Annotated in this window: 12 protein-coding genes; 7 read left to right on the forward strand and 5 right to left on the reverse strand. The window is 63.4% G+C overall.

The annotated features are described in order from the left end of the window. Positions 1-34: 34 nt before the first annotated feature. Complete coding sequence (locus tag JJB74_RS26635; protein WP_200597235.1) at positions 35-799, reverse strand: PEP-CTERM sorting domain-containing protein; 765 nt, start codon at positions 797-799, stop codon at positions 35-37. Between the two features lie 740 nt (positions 800-1,539). On the opposite strand from JJB74_RS26635, the gene map reads away from it, so the two are divergent. The 7 genes from map to JJB74_RS26670 all read left to right on the forward strand — a co-directional run bounded on the left by map (position 1,540) and on the right by JJB74_RS26670 (position 12,529). Next, on the forward strand, positions 1,540-2,307 hold the full coding sequence (gene map, locus JJB74_RS26640; RefSeq protein ID WP_200597236.1) for a type I methionyl aminopeptidase: 768 nt from the start codon (positions 1,540-1,542) through the stop codon (positions 2,305-2,307). Between the two features lie 281 nt (positions 2,308-2,588). Further along, the gene (locus JJB74_RS26645) at positions 2,589-3,920 is read left to right on the forward strand and encodes a carbohydrate porin (RefSeq protein ID WP_234484885.1); all 1,332 of its coding nucleotides are present in this window, start codon (positions 2,589-2,591) and stop codon (positions 3,918-3,920) included. A 35-nt stretch (positions 3,921-3,955) separates the two neighbouring features. Then, complete coding sequence (locus JJB74_RS26650) at positions 3,956-5,692, forward strand: ABC transporter permease (RefSeq protein WP_200597238.1); 1,737 nt, start codon at positions 3,956-3,958, stop codon at positions 5,690-5,692. A gap of 141 nt (positions 5,693-5,833) precedes the next feature. After that, positions 5,834-7,135, forward strand: a complete 1,302-nt coding sequence (locus JJB74_RS26655; RefSeq protein ID WP_200597240.1) for an ABC transporter ATP-binding protein — start codon at positions 5,834-5,836, stop codon at positions 7,133-7,135. Positions 7,136-7,461: 326 nt separating this feature from the next. After that, positions 7,462-9,099, forward strand: coding sequence for a right-handed parallel beta-helix repeat-containing protein (locus JJB74_RS33495; RefSeq protein WP_234484886.1), 1,638 nt, complete (start codon positions 7,462-7,464; stop codon positions 9,097-9,099). Between the two features lie 143 nt (positions 9,100-9,242). Then, positions 9,243-10,331 carry a DNA topoisomerase IB gene (locus JJB74_RS26665; protein ID WP_200597242.1) on the forward strand — a complete coding sequence of 363 codons (1,089 nt, stop codon included), beginning with the start codon at positions 9,243-9,245 and terminating at the stop codon, positions 10,329-10,331. Positions 10,332-10,615: 284 nt separating this feature from the next. After that, a complete protein-coding gene (locus tag JJB74_RS26670) occupies positions 10,616-12,529 on the forward strand; it encodes a potassium transporter Kup (RefSeq protein ID WP_325170182.1) in 1,914 nt (637 codons plus the stop codon). Between the two features lie 155 nt (positions 12,530-12,684). On the opposite strand, the gene JJB74_RS26675 is transcribed toward JJB74_RS26670, so the two are convergent. The 4 genes from JJB74_RS26675 to pelG form a co-directional block, all read right to left on the reverse strand. Beyond that, positions 12,685-14,811, reverse strand: a complete 2,127-nt coding sequence (locus JJB74_RS26675; RefSeq protein WP_200597244.1) for an FUSC family protein — start codon at positions 14,809-14,811, stop codon at positions 12,685-12,687. Further along, positions 14,775-15,785 (reverse strand): radical SAM protein, encoded by a 1,011-nt coding sequence (locus JJB74_RS26680; RefSeq protein WP_200597246.1) that lies wholly within the window; start codon positions 15,783-15,785, stop codon positions 14,775-14,777. The genes JJB74_RS26675 and JJB74_RS26680 overlap by 37 nt, the downstream gene beginning before the upstream one ends. A 201-nt stretch (positions 15,786-15,986) precedes the next feature. After that, positions 15,987-16,208, reverse strand: a complete 222-nt coding sequence (locus JJB74_RS26685; RefSeq protein WP_200597248.1) for a hypothetical protein — start codon at positions 16,206-16,208, stop codon at positions 15,987-15,989. 126 nt (positions 16,209-16,334) lie between these two features. Then, the gene (gene pelG / locus JJB74_RS26690) at positions 16,335-17,705 is read right to left on the reverse strand and encodes an exopolysaccharide Pel transporter PelG (protein WP_200597250.1); all 1,371 of its coding nucleotides are present in this window, start codon (positions 17,703-17,705) and stop codon (positions 16,335-16,337) included. Position 17,706 lies beyond the last annotated feature (1 nt).

Raw genomic sequence — 17,706 nt, forward strand, 5'->3', positions numbered from 1 at the left:
GGCGCGACGGCTTGCGTCGCGCCGACGTTTGACTTTATGCCGAGATACGCTTTCTCAAGGAAAGTGCACCTAGACCAATGCCAAGCAGTGCGAGCATTCCCGGCTCCGGAACGTTGGTCCCTGTCCCGCCACCGCCGCCGTCGCCAGTAATGTGCGGATCACTCAAGTCTGTGCCGTACTGGAAGGTGACATTCTTAAAATCCGCTGCTGTCAATCCTGAATTCGGTGCGAGAGCAAAATTGAAGACGACCGAGTTCTGGATGATTGGCACCGAATTCAGTCCCTGGTTGCCAGTAGTCAGATCGTCCCCCGCCGAGGTAATACCGAAATTCGGTCCATCCACGGCAGCGGGGTCAGCGAGATTATTGCCGTTCAAATTCGGGTTGCCGAACAACCCCAAGCCGGAGCTGGAAATGCCATAGCTTGCGCTGTATTGATCCAAGCCCGAACCATATGCCCACTCGCCGCCGACATTCGGCAAGCCGGCATATGTCTGCGGCGAGCCATTCAAGTAAATAGCGCTGCTAGCGCCCAAGTTCGCCGATGCGCCGGTCAGGCTGAGCGACGGACTGTTATTGATATTGAAAAATACGGCAGTCAATAATTGTGCAGTATTCGTTACGTCTGCAGTTGAAGTATTCGTCAGAGTAATCTGCAGTGTATTGCCGCTTACGTCGAAAGTGGCGCTTGCGCCGAGGCTTGCACTGGAACCGGTATAGGTAATTGTGTCGGCGACGGCATTTCCAGTCGCGATGGCAGTGACAAGACCAATTGCTGAAACGAGTTTCTTAACGTGCATTTCCAACTCCCTGTCGTTATAGGAAAGTACTGCACATACGCAACAGCAAGCTTCATGCCATATTGACAACCACTACGAAAAAGAAACTTTTTTCTTTCGAATTTGCAAATTTCCTTGTTGCTGTAAAAAATTTCGAAAAAGTTTTAATAGATCGTTGAGTGATCCCTGCTACGGAATTTTTCAGATATTTATTTCTAACGGGAACTTAACATACATGAGTTTATTGCACGCAGGCACTATTCGAGAAGATTTTATTTCCACAAGGAACAAACATCCCGAAATTAATTTCCTTAAAGAATTTTAATTCAATATATCCAGCATGAATTAAACCAATTGATTTGCGTCTTGTGGAGCCTTTATTTCCCACCAAAAATTTGTCGAAATTTTTTACAAAGAACAAGGTGCCAAAAAAGCAAAATATATTTATGCAGTTCGCATCCCCTTTCCCTAATATGCACGTTCTTTCCTCGCATTCGGGGAAATACTTCACTTACGCCCCAGCGCCCTAACTTTCTGAATGGAATCAATTCAGCAAAGAAATTTTTCATCCCTAGAAAAGTTATTGATCTTTCGAATGTCGAAAAGGATTACACCCCAAGACCCATAGCATTAAGCGGATTGCAATCTTGATTCCGATCTTCCAGTCACTATTGTTCTAGCCCGTACACTTATTCCCTCAGAAGTTGGGACACTGACGCTTGCTGCTATAGTCGCGGCCTGACCTCAACTGACAATCAGACATGAGCATCAAACTCAAGAACGACAAGCAGATCGCGCAGATGCGCGTGGCTGGCGCGCTCGCCGCCGAAGTGCTGGAAATGATCCGCGAGCATGTAGTCCCCGGCGTGTCCACCGAAGAGCTAGATCAGCGCTGCAATGAATACATCCGCAAGGTGCAGAAGGCCACGCCGGCCAATGTCGGCTACCACGGCTTTCCGAAGACGCTGTGCACCTCGGTCAACGGCGTGGTCTGCCACGGCATCCCGAGCGAGCGCGAAGTGCTGAAGGATGGCGACATCGTCAACATCGATGTCACCGTGATCAAGGATGGCTGGCATGGCGATACCAGCCGCATGTATTTCGTCGGCGCGCCCCGGCCCGAGGCCAAGCGCCTGGTCGATACCACCTTCGAGGCGATGATGGCCGGGATCGCGGCAGTGCGGCCCGGCGCGCGGCTCGGCGACGTCGGTCATGCGATCCAGAAGCTGGCCGAAGCCGCCGGCTATTCGGTGGTACGCGAATACTGCGGCCATGGCATCGGCCGGGTCTATCACGAAGAACCGCAGGTGCTGCATTACGGCCGGCCCAATACCGGTCTGGTGCTGCAGAAGGGCATGACCTTCACCGTGGAGCCGATGATCAATGCCGGCAAGCCAGGCGTGCGCCAGCTCGACGACGGCTGGACCGTGATCACGGCGGACGGCTCGCTGTCGGCGCAGTGGGAGCATATGATCGCCGTCACCGCCGATGGCGCGGAAATCCTGACGCCGTGGCCGTCGGCTGCTTGATGCCACTGAATCGGTTGACCGACAAAACCCGGCAACTCTAGAATCCGGGGCGTTCATCTTGCGCGATGTCCGGCCCCGGCAACTGTCATACGCCAAGTCCGTTCGCTGCCATGCCGAATGCATGCGAATGCGCCGCGCGGGCATGACATTGCAGTCCGCCCTCTCGCCTTCGCGCCGATTCCATTTAGACAGCCGCTGCGCGCCATCCCCGGATAGGCACGGGGCGGCTTTATGCGACATTCCCCGGGACGCGCCCTTGTCGGCCCGGCAAGGAGCTGCAGATGTTCCGATCCACTCTTTCGCGCATGGCGCCATGGTGCTTCGCCGCGCTCGCGCTGCCTGCCTTCGCGCAGGAACCCGGCGATGAAGCCAAGCCGGAAAACTTCAACGTTCATGTGCAGTCCACCTACGTTTGGGAACGCAAGGGAGACTTCAACGCGCCCTATTCCGGTCTGCGCAGTTTGTCGCCGCAGGAGGAAACCGCTTACTCCTTCAGCGCCACTGCCGCCTTCGGCCTGCGCCTGTGGCGCGGCGCCGAACTGTACTTCAATCCGGAGGTGGTGCAGGGCGTGCCGCTGTCCGGCCTGACCGGCCTGGGCGGCATGACCAATGGCGAGCAGCAGAAGACCGGCGGCCCGAATCCGACCTTCTACCGCGCGCGCCTGTTCCTGCGCCAGAGCTTTGACCTCGGCGGCGAAAAAGTCGCGGCTGATTCGGACATGAACCAGCTCGCCGGCATGCTGGACCGCCGCCGCATCGTCATGACTGCCGGTAATCTCTCTGTCATCGATCTGTTCGACAATAACCCCTACGCGCACGATCCCCGCACGCAATTCCTGAACTGGGCGCTGACCACCCACGGCGCGTACGACTTCGCCGCCGATGCCCGCGGTTACACCTGGGGCGCAGCGGTCGAATACTTTTACGACGACTGGGCGCTGCGCTACGGCCGCTTCATGCAGCCGGAAGAATCGAACGGCTTGCCGCTGGATACCCGGCTCTTCAGGCATTACGGCGACCAGGTCGAGATCGAGCATGCGCACCGCATCGGCGAGCTGAACGGCAAGCTGCGCTTTTTGGCTTTCCGCAACCGCGCCGCGATGGGCAGCTTTGCCGAATCGGTCGACCTGGCGCGCACGCAGGGCGGCGTGCCGGACATTGCCACCACCCGGCGCGACCGCACCAAGCTCGGCTACGGCATCGGTCTGGAGCAGGAAATGACGAAGAACACCGGCGTGTTCGCGCGCGCCAGCTGGAACGATGGCCAGGAAGAAACCTGGGCCTTTACCGAAATCGAGCGCTCGTTGGCGCTGGGCGCGACCTTCAAGGGCGCGGCCTGGAAACGCGAGCGGGATACGGTCGGCGTGGCATTAGTGCGTAATGGCTTGTCCGGCGCACACCAGGCGTATCTGGCCGCGGGCGGCTACGGCGTCTTCATCGGCGACGGCCGGCTGAACTATCGGCCCGAGACCATCGCCGAAGCGTATTACAGCCTCGGCGTGGGCGCGCATGCCTGGCTGACGCTGGACCTGCAGCACATCGCCAACCCCGCTTACAATGCCGACCGCGGTCCGGTGACGGTGGCGTCGCTGCGGCTGCATGCCAGTTATTGAAGTCGGGAGCCTGCGCGGCAACAAGGTAAAACCAGATGCTTGAACGATTCGATCCGCGCCGCAAGGCGGTGCGCATGCTGCCGGCGAACAGCCCCAACCGCTGGGACTGGATCCTGCTGCCCTTGGTGCTGGGCCTGCTGGCCGCGATCGCCTTCGGCGCGATGCAGATGACGCGCCCGTTCACCGTCGGCCAGCCCACGCCGATCTCGCTCGATCCGATCAACCTGCCGTATTACCTGCTGCGCACCGTGCTGCGCATGTTCACCGCGCTGTTCTTCGCGCTGCTGTTTTCCTTCGCCTTCGCCGCGATCGCGGCCAAGTACCGCGCGGCGGAAAAAATCATGATTCCGCTGCTGGACATCCTGCAGTCGGTGCCCATCCTGGGCTTCCAGGCGATCGCGATCGCGCCCTTCATCGCGCTGTTCCCGGGCAATCTGCTCGGCGTGGAATCGGCGGCGATCTTCGCGATCTTCACGTCGCAGGCCTGGAACATGGCGTTCTCGCTGTACCAGTCGATGCGCACCGTGCCGCCCGAACTCGGCGAGGCCGCGCGCATTTTCCGGCTCTCGAGCTGGCAGCGCTTCTGGCGGCTGGAGCTGCCGTTCGCCATGCCCGGGCTGCTGTGGAACATGATGATGTCGATGTCCGGCGGCTGGTTCTTCCTGGTCGCGGCCGAAGCGATCTCGGTCGCTGGCCAGGACATCAAGCTGCCCGGCATCGGCGCCTATATCGCGGTGGCGATCCAGGAGGAAAACGGCCGCGCGATCGCGCTGGCGATCGTAGCGATGCTGGCCGGCATCCTGCTCTACGATCAATTGTTCTTCCGACCGCTCCTGGCCTGGGCGGACAAGTTCCGCTTCGAGGAATCGCAGGGCGAAAGCACGCAGACCTCGTGGCTGCTGGACTGGGGCCGGCGCAGCCGCTGGATACGCGCGGCCACCGACCGCTTCTGGGAAAAGATGCGCGGCGCGCTCGGCTGGTTCGCGCTGCCGCCCGAGACCGCGGCCGCGCCGCCACCGAACCCGAAACTGGCCTGGCTGATGACGCGCGGCTGGGATGGGCTTTTGGCCGTGGCCCTGCTGCTGGCGATCGCGCGGCTGGGCTTCTTCATCCACAGCGAAGTCGGCTGGGCCGAGGCCGCGCATGTGTTCGGACTGGGTTTCATCACGCTGTTGCGCGTCATGCTGCTCATTGCGCTGGCCTCGCTGATCTGGGTGCCGCTGGCGGTAGCCATCGGCCTGCGCCCGGCCTGGTCGCAGCGGGTGCAGGCGGTCGCGCAGTTTCTGGCGGCGTTCCCGGTGAACCTGCTGTTCCCGCTGGTGGTGTACCTGCTGCTGCGCTTTCATCTGCATCCGAATGTCTGGCTGTCGCCATTGATGGTGTTCGGCACGCAGTGGTACATCCTGTTCAATGTCGTCGCAGGCGCGTCGGCGATACCGAACGAGCTGCGCCTGGCGGCGGACAACCTCGGCCTGAAAGGCTGGCTGAAATGGAAGCGGGTCTGGCTGCCGGCGGTGTTTCCCAGCTATGTGACCGGCGCCATCACCGCCAGCGGCGGCTCGTGGAACGCCAGCATCGTGGCCGAGTACGTTACCTGGGGCAAGACCACGCTGGTGGCCGACGGCCTGGGCAGCTACATCAAGCAGATGACCGACGCCGGTGACTTTCCGCGCATCGCGCTGGGCATCGGCGTGATGTGCATTTTCGTGATGCTGTTGAACCGCTTCTTCTGGCGCAGGCTGTATCTGCTGGCCGAGGATCGCGGGAGTTGATTGGAATATTTAGTGCGTAGGTTGGGCTGACGAAGGAAGCCCAACGGAAGTCTGCACAGGATCGAACTCCATGTTGGGCTTGTCAGCCCAACCTACGAACAACGCGCAAGGACATGCCGCCACCGTGGCAAGGAATACCCGATGAACCCCGACAACCTGATCGCTTTGACCCATGTCTCGAAATCCTTTCAGAGCGCCGACGGCGTGCCGCGCGCGGTGCTGGAAGATGTCGACTTCGCGCTGGCCGAAGGCGAGATCGTCGCGCTGCTGGGCAAATCCGGCTCGGGCAAATCGACGCTGCTGCGTATCATCGCCGGCCTGATCCCGGCCGACGCCGGCGGCGCGCGCTATCGCGGCCGCGAAATCGTCGGCCCGGCCTCGGGTATCGCGATGGTGTTCCAATCCTTCGCGCTGTTTCCGTGGCTGACGGTGCAGCAGAACGTTGAGCTCGGCCTGGAAGCGCAGGGCGTCGCGCCCGACGAACGCACGCAGCGCGCGGATGCGATGCTGGAACTGATCGGCCTGTCCGGCTTCGGCGGCGCGCTGCCGCGCGAGCTTTCGGGCGGCATGCGTCAGCGCGTCGGCATCGCCCGCGCACTGGTCACCGACCCCGACGTGCTGCTGATGGATGAAGCCTTTTCCGCGCTCGATGTGCTGACCGGCGAAACCCTGCGCAATGACATCCTCGAGTTGTGGGAAGAAAAGCGCATTCCGACGCGCGGCATCCTGGTGGTGTCGCACAACATCCAGGAAGCGGTGATGATGGCCGACCGCATCATCGTGCTGTCGAGCTCGCCGGGACGCATCAGCAACGAAATCCGCATCGATCTGCAGCGGCCGCGCGATCCGGATTCGGCGGAAGTGCGTGGCCTGATCGATGAGGTCTATGCGTTGATGACGCAGCGTACGCCGCAGGCCGCCGGCTCCGGCGCGGCGATCGCCGCGCATCCGGGCTACCGCCTGCCGGAGACCGATGTCAGCCGCATCGAGAGCGTGCTGGAGCTGGTCGCCGCGCCGCCGTTCAACGGCCGCGCCGACCTGCCGGCGCTGGCCGAAGAAGCCGAGCTGCCGGACGAGGAATTGTTTCCGGCCTGTGAAGCGCTTGGTCTCCTGGGCCTGGCGCAAGTCGAGCGCGGTGACATCGCATTGACGCCCCTCGGTGTGCGCTATGCCGAGGCGGAGCAGACGCTGCGCCAGGAAATCTTCGGCCAGCAATTGCTGACCCATGTGCCGCTGGCCGCGCGCATCCGCCACCGCCTTGAAGCCGAACCGACCGGCACGCTGCCCGAGGAACCCTTTGTCGAGTTGCTGGAAGAATTCCTGAAAGCCGACGAAGCCAAGCGCGTGCTGGAAGTGGCGGTGGAATGGGGCCGCTATGGCGAGGTGTATGAATACGACTTCCATACCGGACGGCTGAAGCTGCCGGACCAGGAAGTGGAATAATCCTGCGGCGCAGGTTCTGCCGCAGCATCGGCATTGCCGCGGCGACGGCCGCGGAACGCGCCTGCAGCCGGTGCTTCCATCGAGCGATGCGCGAGACCTTCAGACTTTCCTGGCGCCGGGTGCTGCGCTTGCACCCGGGTGCCCGCTCCACATAGGCCGTTTTCCTTCCCGAAAAACAAAGCCACGGCAAAATCGCCACACGCCGAAAATTTCCTTGAAGAATTATTTTTACTGAGAAATAATACCCGTTAATTTCCACATGGAAATCCGCAACAATGCGGCGGCGACCTGCTTCGCCGCGCGCTTCAAGGAAACGGGAACCCATTTTGAAACACTTCGGCAATCTTCCGGGCAGGCGTCCGGGTCTGCGCCTGGCGGCGGTCGCGGCCGCGGCATTGGTTCTGGCTTCCTGCGGCGGTGGCGGTGGCGCCGGTGACGCCTCCTCCGGCACTGCCTCCTCCGGCAGCTATGCCACCACCAGCGCCAGCGGCGCCACGAGCGCAAGCGTCAGCACCGCAAGCAGCGTCAGCTCCAACGGCTGGAACACCACCGCCAGCACTACCAGCGCCGTCCCGGTGCAATATGCATCGGCGGTCACCCTGGTATCCGCGCCGGTGTCGGCCGACGGCTGGACCGTCTGCGCCAGCGAAGGCGAAGTCTGCACAGTGCCGAGCGCCCGTCAGGTGCGCTACGGCAGCAATGGCAGCTACGCCTATCAATCGGTTTCCGAGTCGATTCCCTGCAACAACGCCGCGTTCAGCAATCCGGCATCCAGCCTGCGCAAGAGCTGCGAATATGCGCCGGACAATGCAGCGACGGTTTCCGGCACGGTGTTCTCTCGCGCCAATTCCGGCCGCGTGCTGTCGGTCGGACCGGGCAAGCCGTTTTCCCGGCCTTGCGATGCCTTCGCCGCGGCAAGCAATGGCGACACCATCGAGATCGATGCCGCCGGCAGCTACAACGGCGACGTCTGCCCGATCTACCCGGACGATCTGACGATACGTGGCGTCAATGGCCGACCGCATATCGACGCGGCCGGCAACCAGTCCGGCGGCAAGGGCACGTGGGTGGTCAAGGGCATGCGCACCCTGATCGACAATGTCGAACTGTCGGGCGCGGCGGTGCCGGACCGCAACGGCGCGGCGATCCGCCTCGACGGCATCCACCTGACCCTGACCAACAGCTTCCTGCACGACAACGAGAACGGCATCCTCACCGCCAACGATTACACCAGCGACATCGTGGTCGAGCATTGCGAGTTCGGGCACAACGGCTATGGCGATGGCTATACGCATAACCTGTACATCGGCCGCATCTCCAGCCTGACCTTCCGCTACAACTACAGCCACGATGCCAACGCCGGCCACAACCTGAAGTCGCGCGCGGGCACGAACACCATCGCCTACAACCGCTTCTCGAGCACGCCGTACGGCGTTGCGGGCACCACTGCAAGCGGCCAGCCGAGCTATGAAATCGACCTGCCCTGGGGCGGCAACAGCGTGATCATCGGCAATGTGATCGAGCAGCCCGCGGACAACAGCAACTCGAACATCCTGGCCTATGCCGAAGAAGGCGTGAACGACAGCAATCTGCAAAGCCTGTACGTGGTGAACAACACCTTCCTCAACCATGCCGGCAGCGGGCAATTCCTGATGATCGGCGGCGGCGTGACGAAGCCGGTGTTCCTGCAGAACAATGTCTTCGCCGGCCCGGGCGGCATCATCACGCAAGGCTCGGCCATCCAGCGCAACAACTACGCGTCGATGAGCCCAGCCTTCATCAATGCGGCCAGCTACGATCTGCATCCGGCGCCGGGCGCGCCTTTCATCGGCGCGGGCGCCGCGGCTGGTTTTACGCTGACCGGCCAGGCGCTGAACCCGGTCTTCGAATATGTGCATGTGGCCGGCAGCACGGCGCGGCCAGTGAGGAGCCCTATCGATATCGGCGCCTTTGCTGCGCGCTGAAAACAGCCGCATCGGGATCGAATCGTGCGCGGGAAGCTACGGCTTCCCGTTTTTTTGTTCGCCTTCGACTGCGGCGTGCGCTGCGCCGTGTCGCCATCGGTACCTGTGCTACACAGTAAGACTCCACTTCCGTGCCGATCGCCATGAAAAATCCCCCCACCCCGGAAAGCCTTGCCAGCGCGCCCGATGCGCCGACGGTCGCGCGCATGGTCGGGCTGCGCTATGTGGACGACAGCCGTCCCGGCATCACGCGCAAGCCCGCCAGGGAGGGCTTTCGCTATCTGCTTGCCGACGGCACGCCGCTGCGCGACGAAGCGCAGGAGAAACGCATCCGCGCGCTGGCGATACCGCCGGCCTGGACCGATGTCTGGATCTGCCCGCTGGCCAATGGCCATATCCAGGCCACCGGCCGCGATGCGAAGGGCCGCAAGCAATACCGCTATCACGCGCAATGGCGCAGCGTGCGCGACGAAGCGAAATACGGACGCATGATCGCCTTCGGCCGGGCGCTGCCGGGCATACGCAGGAAGGTCGAGCAAGCCCTGGCGCTGCCGGGACTGCCGCGGGAAAAGGTGCTGGCCACGGTGGTGCGGCTGCTGGAGACGACGATGATCCGCATCGGCAATGCTGAATATGCGCGTGTCAACAAATCCTTCGGACTGACCACGCTGAAGAACCGCCATGTCGAAGTCGAAGGCCGGGCGGTCGCCTTTCATTTCCGGGGCAAGAGCGGCGTGAAGCATGACATCCGGCTGCAGGACGCGCGCGTGGCGCGCATCATCCGGCGCATGCGCGATCTGCCCGGCCAGGAACTGTTCCAGTATGTCGATGACGACGGCCAGACGCATTGCATCGATTCGGCCGACGTCAACGACTACCTGCGCGAGATCAGCGGCGAGGACTACACCGCGAAGGATTTCCGTACCTGGGCCGGCACCATGCTGGCCGCGCGCGAGTTGCGTGCGCTGGAAGCTTGCGCCTCGCAAACCGAGGGCAAGCGGCAGATCGTGCAAGCCATCACCGCGGTGGCCAGGCGCCTGGGCAATACGCCGGCCGTGTGCCGCAAATGCTATGTGCATCCGGCGGTGCTCGACAGCTATCTTTCCGGCGCGCTGCATGCGGCGGCGGAAAAGCTGCTGGACGCGGAAGCGGCGAACGATCCGCATGCGCTCGACGAGGAAGAACTCGCAGTGCTGGCGCTGCTCGAGGCGCAGGCGGGCCGGGCCGCGTAAAGCCAGCGGACAAGTGCCGGAGATGCTGTTTCCACAGCGCAGGCTATCCTTGTCTGGATGACAAAGAGGCTTTCCCGTATCATTGCTCCCCTGCCCGGCGACCGAGTCCTGCCGCCGGACGCTGACGCATCGCCACCCATCGCCGCACCGGTGCAAATTGGCGCGTCACGCATGCTCTGCAGGGAACATGCGCCAGCAGGGCCAGCGGCGCAAACAGTTACGCAAACAGATGCACAATCGCCGGCCAGGTTTTCCATTCCCTGCTCATCCGTTTCGGGAGCCCCGTGTCCACTCCTCTTCCCACCCAGCACATCGATAGCCCGGCGACTCCTGCGGCAAGAAGCCGGCTCGCGGCGCTGACGCTGGCGGCCATCGGCATCGTCTATGGCGATATCGGCACCAGCCCGCTGTACACCCTGAAAACCATCTTCACCCCCGAGCACGGCCTGGTGCTCGACCATGCCAACCTGCTCGGCGTGATCTCGCTGATCTTCTGGGGACTGATGGTGATCGTGTCCCTGAAGTACGTGACGCTGATCCTGCGCGCGGACAACCAGGGCGAAGGCGGCATCATGGCCCTGATGGCGCTGGCGCTGTCTTCAGTTACGCGTCGCTCGCGCTGGTACCACCCGCTGCTGCTCGTTGGCCTGATCGGCACGGCGCTGTTCTACGGCGATGGCGTGATCACGCCGGCGATCTCGGTGCTGTCGGCCATCGAAGGCGTGGAAGTGGCCACGCCGGCGTTCAAGCCCTACATCGTGCCGATGACCATCGTGGTGCTGGTGGCGCTGTACGCCGTGCAGCGCAGCGGCACCGCCGGCATCGGCAGATGGTTCGGCCCGATCATGCTGGTGTGGTTCGCGGTGCTGTCGGCCATGGGCATCGTCAACATCGTGAAGGCGCCGGCGATCCTGGCCGCGCTGAACCCGATACACGCCTTCGAATTCATGCTGCGCAACGGCTGGGTCGCGTATGTGGCGCTGGGCGCGGTGGTGCTGGCCTTCACCGGCGCCGAGGCGCTGTACGCCGACATGGGCCATTTCGGCAAGAAGCCGATCCGCATCGCCTGGTCCCTGATCGTCGCGCCCGCGCTGACGCTGAACTATCTCGGGCAGGGCGCGCTGCTGCTGCACACGCCTGATGCGGTATCCAACCCCTTCTATCAGCAGCTCGGCGCGTGGAGCGTCTATCCGCTGGTGGTGCTGTCGACGATTGCTACCGTGATCGCGTCGCAGGCCACGATCTCCGGCACCTTCTCGATGACGCACCAGGCGATCTCGCTGGGCGTATTGCCGCGCATGAACGTGGTCCATACCTCGGAGCACGAGATCGGCCAGATCTACATTCCGCTGGTGAACTGGATGCAGCTCGGCGCGGTGGTGCTGGCGGTGCTGAACTTCGAATCTTCGGACCGTCTCGGCGCGGCCTACGGCATCGCGGTCACCGCGACGATGCTCGCGACCACGCTCCTGACCTTTTTCGTGGTTCGCTACGGCTGGAAGTACAACCTGTTCCTGTGCGTCTTCGCCACCGGCTTCTTCCTGCTGATCGACGTGATGCTGTTCTCGGCCAACACGCTGAAGTTCCTGCAGGGCGGCTGGTTCCCGGTCCTGATGGGCGCGATCATCCTGATGGTGATGCTGACCTGGGAGAACGGCCGCGAGACCGTCTACAAGAGCATGCAGGGCCATGCGATACCGCTGGAAGACTTCCTGACATCGCTGTTCCTGTCGCCGCCGCCGCGCGTGGCCGGCACTGCGGTGTTCTTCCGCCCGGTCGGCGAAGGCGTGCCGCATGCGATGCTGCACAACCTGATGCACAACAAGGTGCTGCACGAGCGCATCGTTTTCCTGACCGTGATCCACGGCGATGTGCCGACCTATCCGGATGCCGAGCGCGTCGAGGTCAAGGCGCTGGGCGACGAATGCTACGAAGTCTTCATCAAGTACGGCTTCAAGGACGAACGCGACATTCCGCATGCGCTCGCGCTGTGCCGCGCCTATGGCCTGGAATTCGAGATGATGGAAACTTCGTTCTTCATTTCGCGCCAGACCGTGGTGCCGACCACCGGCCCCGGCATGGCGGTGTGGCGCGAAGCGCTGTTCGCCGCGATGTACCGCAATGCGCGCGACGCGGCCGATTACTACCGGGTGCCGGCGAACCGGGTGATCGAGCTGGGGACGAAGCTGGAGATCTGAGCGGCGTGAAGGGGGTTGGCTGCTGCGGATTGCAGTCAGCCACCGTACCCGGCGCCAACTAAAGTCGGATTCGTAGGGTGGGCAAAGCCCACGCGGCAGATCGATCAACGAAAACGCGTGTGTGTTGCCCGCCCAACGCCCCAAGCCCGGCCGCACTACTTCCCGCCGCGCATCCCCGTCACCGCCTCGTTCGCCTCCCACAGCCAGTTCGCCAGAATCCGGCTCGTGGCCACCGCGCCCTCCTCCGCATCCCCGTCCCATAATGAAGCCTTGCGCTCGCGCGGCAAGGGCTGGAACGCGGCGCCGTCGGACTTGCCTTCGAAACCATCCGCAAGCGTATCGACATTCGCGGCCACCGCATCCGCCATCGCGTGCAGCGCCTCGGCCGCCGCGGGCACGGTGTCATGCCGGTCCGACAGGTGGTAGAGATGACGCACGCAATACACGACGATCGCCAGCCGGCGCAGCCGCTCCTGTTGCGCCGCTTTCGGTGCCGGATAGAAGCTCGAAGTGACCGGCTCGAGCGCTTCACGCAAGGCCTGCAGCTTGCGGTCCAGGTCGCGCAGTGCGTCGCGCGGCTCTTCGTGCCCGGCCTCGAAAGCACGGCGCAACAGCTTCGCTGCGTCACGCAGCAGCGCCGCGCTCTTCTCGTCGGCATGTTCTCCGGTTGACACCGGCAGCACGAAGCACGCGGCCAGCACCGCCATCACCGCGCCAGCCAGCGTTTCGGTCAGGCGCAGCGTCAGCAGGTGCGGACGATACATGCCCAGCAGCTCATACAGCAGCGCCAGCATGACGGTGAGTAGCAGCACGAAGACCGTATTGGCTGCCTGAAACAGATAGAAGCCGAGCGCGATAAGGCCATACAGCAGCGCCAGCTCCAGCGCCGTGCTGCCCTGCGTGAACTCGGCAATCACCAGGCCCGCGGCCACGCCGGCCACCGTGGCCAGCACCCGCTTCCAGGCCTGCGCCAGCGTCTGGCCCGGCGTGATGGCGCGGTTGAAGACCAGGAAGGCCGCGATCACGGCCCAGTACCAGCGCTGCGACGAGATCAGCTGCCCGGCCAGGATGGCTCCCAGGCAGGCGACCGAGGCCCGTATCGCCTGGCGCGTCGGCCCGTCCAGCGTGAAGAGGCCGGGCGTCTTCGCCGGGCCACCCGTTTCCTGCTCCATCCCGGTCAGCGCGGGCGCCGGCATGCGCCATGCCTCGCCGCGCAAGAGCGTGCGCGCCGCATGACGCAGGCGCCAGCGCTGCATGGCGTCGAGCGGCAGCGCCGGATCGGCGATGGCGGCGTACAGCTCGGCCGCATCGAATGCCGTGTCGCTGCGCACCGCTACGCGCAGCCGGGCGAGCAGCGCGGCCATGCGCTCGGCCGCCGCCGGCGCGGCATGATCGGCCCCGGCCGCCGCATGCGCCGCGCTGACAATGGCTTCCACGGCCATTTCGCAATCGAGCATCCGCTCGCGCAAGCCTTCGTTGTCGGCCTGCGCCGCACGCGCATGCCGCCGCAAATGCGCTTCGATCTGCAGCGACAGCGCATTGAGCGCCGCGCTATCCGCGCGCGCCACGGCCTCGGCCTTGTTTGCTGTCCCGCGCGCGAAGCCCTGGGTCAGCGCATCGAGCAACGCCGCCACGCGCGCGCGCATCGCGCAACGCATGCGCTGCAGCGTGGCTTGCGGACGATCGGCGATCAGCACGAAGCGCACCATGCCGGCGATCGCATAGCCGACGCATAGCAGCAGCGTCTGCCATGCCAGCTTGTCCGGCTGCGATTTCAGCAGCAGCGCGAAGAAATACGCGTACAGCGCCGTCATGCCCAGACCGGTGCCGCGCGGACCGTAGCGCCGCGCTTCGAAAGCGAGAAAGACCACCGCGACGAACAGGGCGCCGGAGACCCACGCCTGCCCTGCCGCAAGGCTGCCGATGGCATTGACGGCCACGGCAACCGGCACCGCCAGCAGCAGGCTGATGCGCTGCTGGCGCGGCGCGGGGTCGCGGATCATGGTGGCCGACATCATCGGCACCGCGATGCCCAGGATGGCCAGCTGCGGATCCTGGCCCAGCCATTGCGCCAGCGCGCGCAGGGCCAGCGTTGCGATGACGGCGACGATGAAGGCGCGCGCGCCGGTTTTCAGATGGTCGAGCGCGGGATCGGAGGCGATGAGCCGGTCGATCCAGTGGCGCAGGCGCGGCTCGCGCGGCGCGGCGGATTCAGACTGCGCCGTCATCGCCGCGCCCTTGTCGCTCAGAAAGTGCCGCGATACACCGCGCAGCTGCTGCACACCTCGGGCGGCGTGTCCGACGACAGCGCGGCGCGAAACTCGCCATACGCCGTGTTGTTCCAAACCTGCGCCACGCCTTCGCGCGCCATGTTGCCGAAGTTGATGCGGTCCGGCGTGGCCACCATGCAGCAGGGCATGGCGGAGCCGTCATAGCTGACATAGGCGCCGCGCCAGGGCCAGTCGCAGCGCTTGGGTCCGGGCACGTCGGGAGCATGCTGGCGCGGCGTCAGGTTCGGCAGGCGCAGCTCGATGCCCAGCCGCTGCGCTTCGATGCGCGCCGCATCGAAATGCATTGCGATGCGCTCGCGCTCATCCTGCAGCAGCGTTTCCTCGTCGATGAAGGCGCGCATCGGCTTGTATTGCTCGGGCAGGCTGGATTCGGCGAAGTCATGGCACAGGTGCTGCACCGACAGGCTTTCCACGCCTTCGCGCGCGGCCAGGCGCACCAGCGCCGGCAGCTGGGTCAGGTTGCGCCGCATCACCACCGCGACCAGCTTCACATGCGGCAACGCGCTTGCCGCGGCTTCCTTCGCCGCGACGATGCGGCGCAGATTGCGCAGCACCTTGGTGAAGGAGGCGCGCAGCCGTATCGCTTCATACGCTTCGGCCTCGGCCGCATCCAGCGATGCATGCAGCGTATCGAGCCCGCTGGACACGCACTTCGCGGCGCGGGCCTCGGTCATCAAGGTCATGTTGGTGTTGGTGGACACGCGTATGCCGCGCCCGGCGGCATAGGACACCATCTCGAAGAAGCGCGGATGCATCATCGGCTCGCCCATGCCCTGCAGGTGCAATTCTTCGATCGCGCCGAATTCATCGATCAATCGCTTGAACACATCCACATCCATAGTGGCCGCAGGATGACCCGGCGCGCTTTCGGGCCGGAAGGCGATCGGACACATGCGGCAGCGCAGATTGCATTGGCCCACCGGCTCGATCTGCACGAATCTGGGCAAAGCGACGTCGTCTCTCATCCGGTCTCCCTGTGCTGGATGGTCAATATGCGTCATTCCTTGCGGAATTGCGCTTGTTGATTTTTAGGCAGGGAGGAAGGGGCTTGGTTCCGAGGGCTTGGAGGGGGTTTGCGGGAAACCAATGGACGTGAATGAATGACAGCGTTCGCCTGCTAGATTCGAGGTCGTTTCACATGCCGCAGCAAGCTGTCCGTGGGTGCGTCAGACCCGCCACTTTATGGCCGCCGGTCTAGATGTTTGCTTTCTGGCGACACGTTCCCTGATATAGGCATAGACCGCGTCGGCGTCGTAGCCCAAGCCAGTGACGCGCGCTTGCTCCAGTGCGGCCTTCGCTTGGGAAATGAACTCTTCGCGCTGCGTATTGCCAGCGACAGCCGCTTGGTGCTGCAGCAGTTCGGGAAGCTTTCCTGACATGGGAGGCATGGGCTCATCCATAGGGACAAAGGTGTGCCAAGGTAGCACTGCTTGCAGATGCCAGCAAGACAGCCGTCCCTAGCGAGGCAATGCATTCCGGCTCCGACATGCCGCCACGCAAGCATCCCGATTCCCCTACTGCATCATGAACGTCTCATACTCCAGCCGCTCCATCGTCCGCGACAGCATCACGAACCCGGCCAGCACGGCGCCCAGGAGCGCCAGCGCAAAGCCATAGCCATAGAAAGCCGGACCGAGCGCAATCGAAACCAGGGTCAGCAGCACATTCGTCGCGAGAAAGCCGCCGGTGATCCACAACACGATGCGGCGCTTGTCGAGATAGAAGAACACGTTCAGCACGCCCAAGAGCACCACCTGCAGGCCGGCGGCGATCACGTCGACGAACAGCAGCGGCAGGTACAGCGTCGAAATGCCGAGCCAGGACAGGATGCGTTCGCCCAGCACCAGCACCACCAGCGTGGCGATGGCCTGGATCTTCACGATCTCGAGTATCCCGAGCCGTACCGTCTCGACCATGCCATTGCGATGCTCTTCGATCGCCTCCAGCGATCCGCCTTCGCGCACCGCGTTGTAGAAGGCGTCGTAGTACTCGACGAAGTCGGTTTCCAGGCGCACCAGGAACACCGCCATGCCGGGGATGATGGACAGGTAGGCCAGGAACACCGGCAGGTCGTAGATGATCGAGGCGCGCAAGGGGCCGATGATGTGCTGGCTGGTGTCGGGCACGAACCAGAAGATGAACTTGTCGACCCAGACGCCGAGGTTGTAGAACAGGCCGATCGCGCACAGCGCCGGATAGCACAGGCGACGGTTGAAGAACTCGAAGGAAATGAAGCGCTCGGCCGGGAAATTGCGCAGGATCAGCGCGACCATGCCGGTGATGATCACCGTCTGCCCGAGCACGAAGCCGGCCATCAGGCCTTCGAGCTTCAAGCCGCGCAGCGCCAGCGAGGCGCCGACCACGACCGCATAGCCTGCCAGGTACAGGCCGACGATGGCGCGGTACTGCTTCATGCCGGACAGGAAGATCGTGGCGATCCACACATTGCTCATCAATACGAACGCGGCCAGCAGCAGCAGGCGGTACAGCACGCTCTGCTGCGGAAACAACAGCACGATGGCAGCCATGCCGAAGATGCCGCTGCCGAGCGTTACCATCAGCGCCACCGCGTGATAGTTGGACAGCACGATGGCATCGCGCCGCTCGAACAGCCGGTCCGCGGCAAAGCGGGTGAAGGCCAGCTGCACCGGCCCGGTGAAGACCAGCGACAACGCAATCACATAGGTGATGCTGACTTGGAACTGCGTGATCAGTACCGACGGCACCACCACCGAATAGCTCAGGATGCCGACCAGCAGGATGCCGACGATGGACAAGATCCATGGCCCCGAGCTGATCACCGCCGCATAGGAATAGGCCTGCAGCAGCGACAGCAGGTTGTCGCGCTTGAGGATCTTGCGCAGTTCGAATCCGATGCCAGCCATC

It is taken from the genome of Noviherbaspirillum pedocola (genome assembly GCF_016632335.1).
Lineage (GTDB): Bacteria > Pseudomonadota > Gammaproteobacteria > Burkholderiales > Burkholderiaceae_D > Noviherbaspirillum_A > Noviherbaspirillum_A pedocola.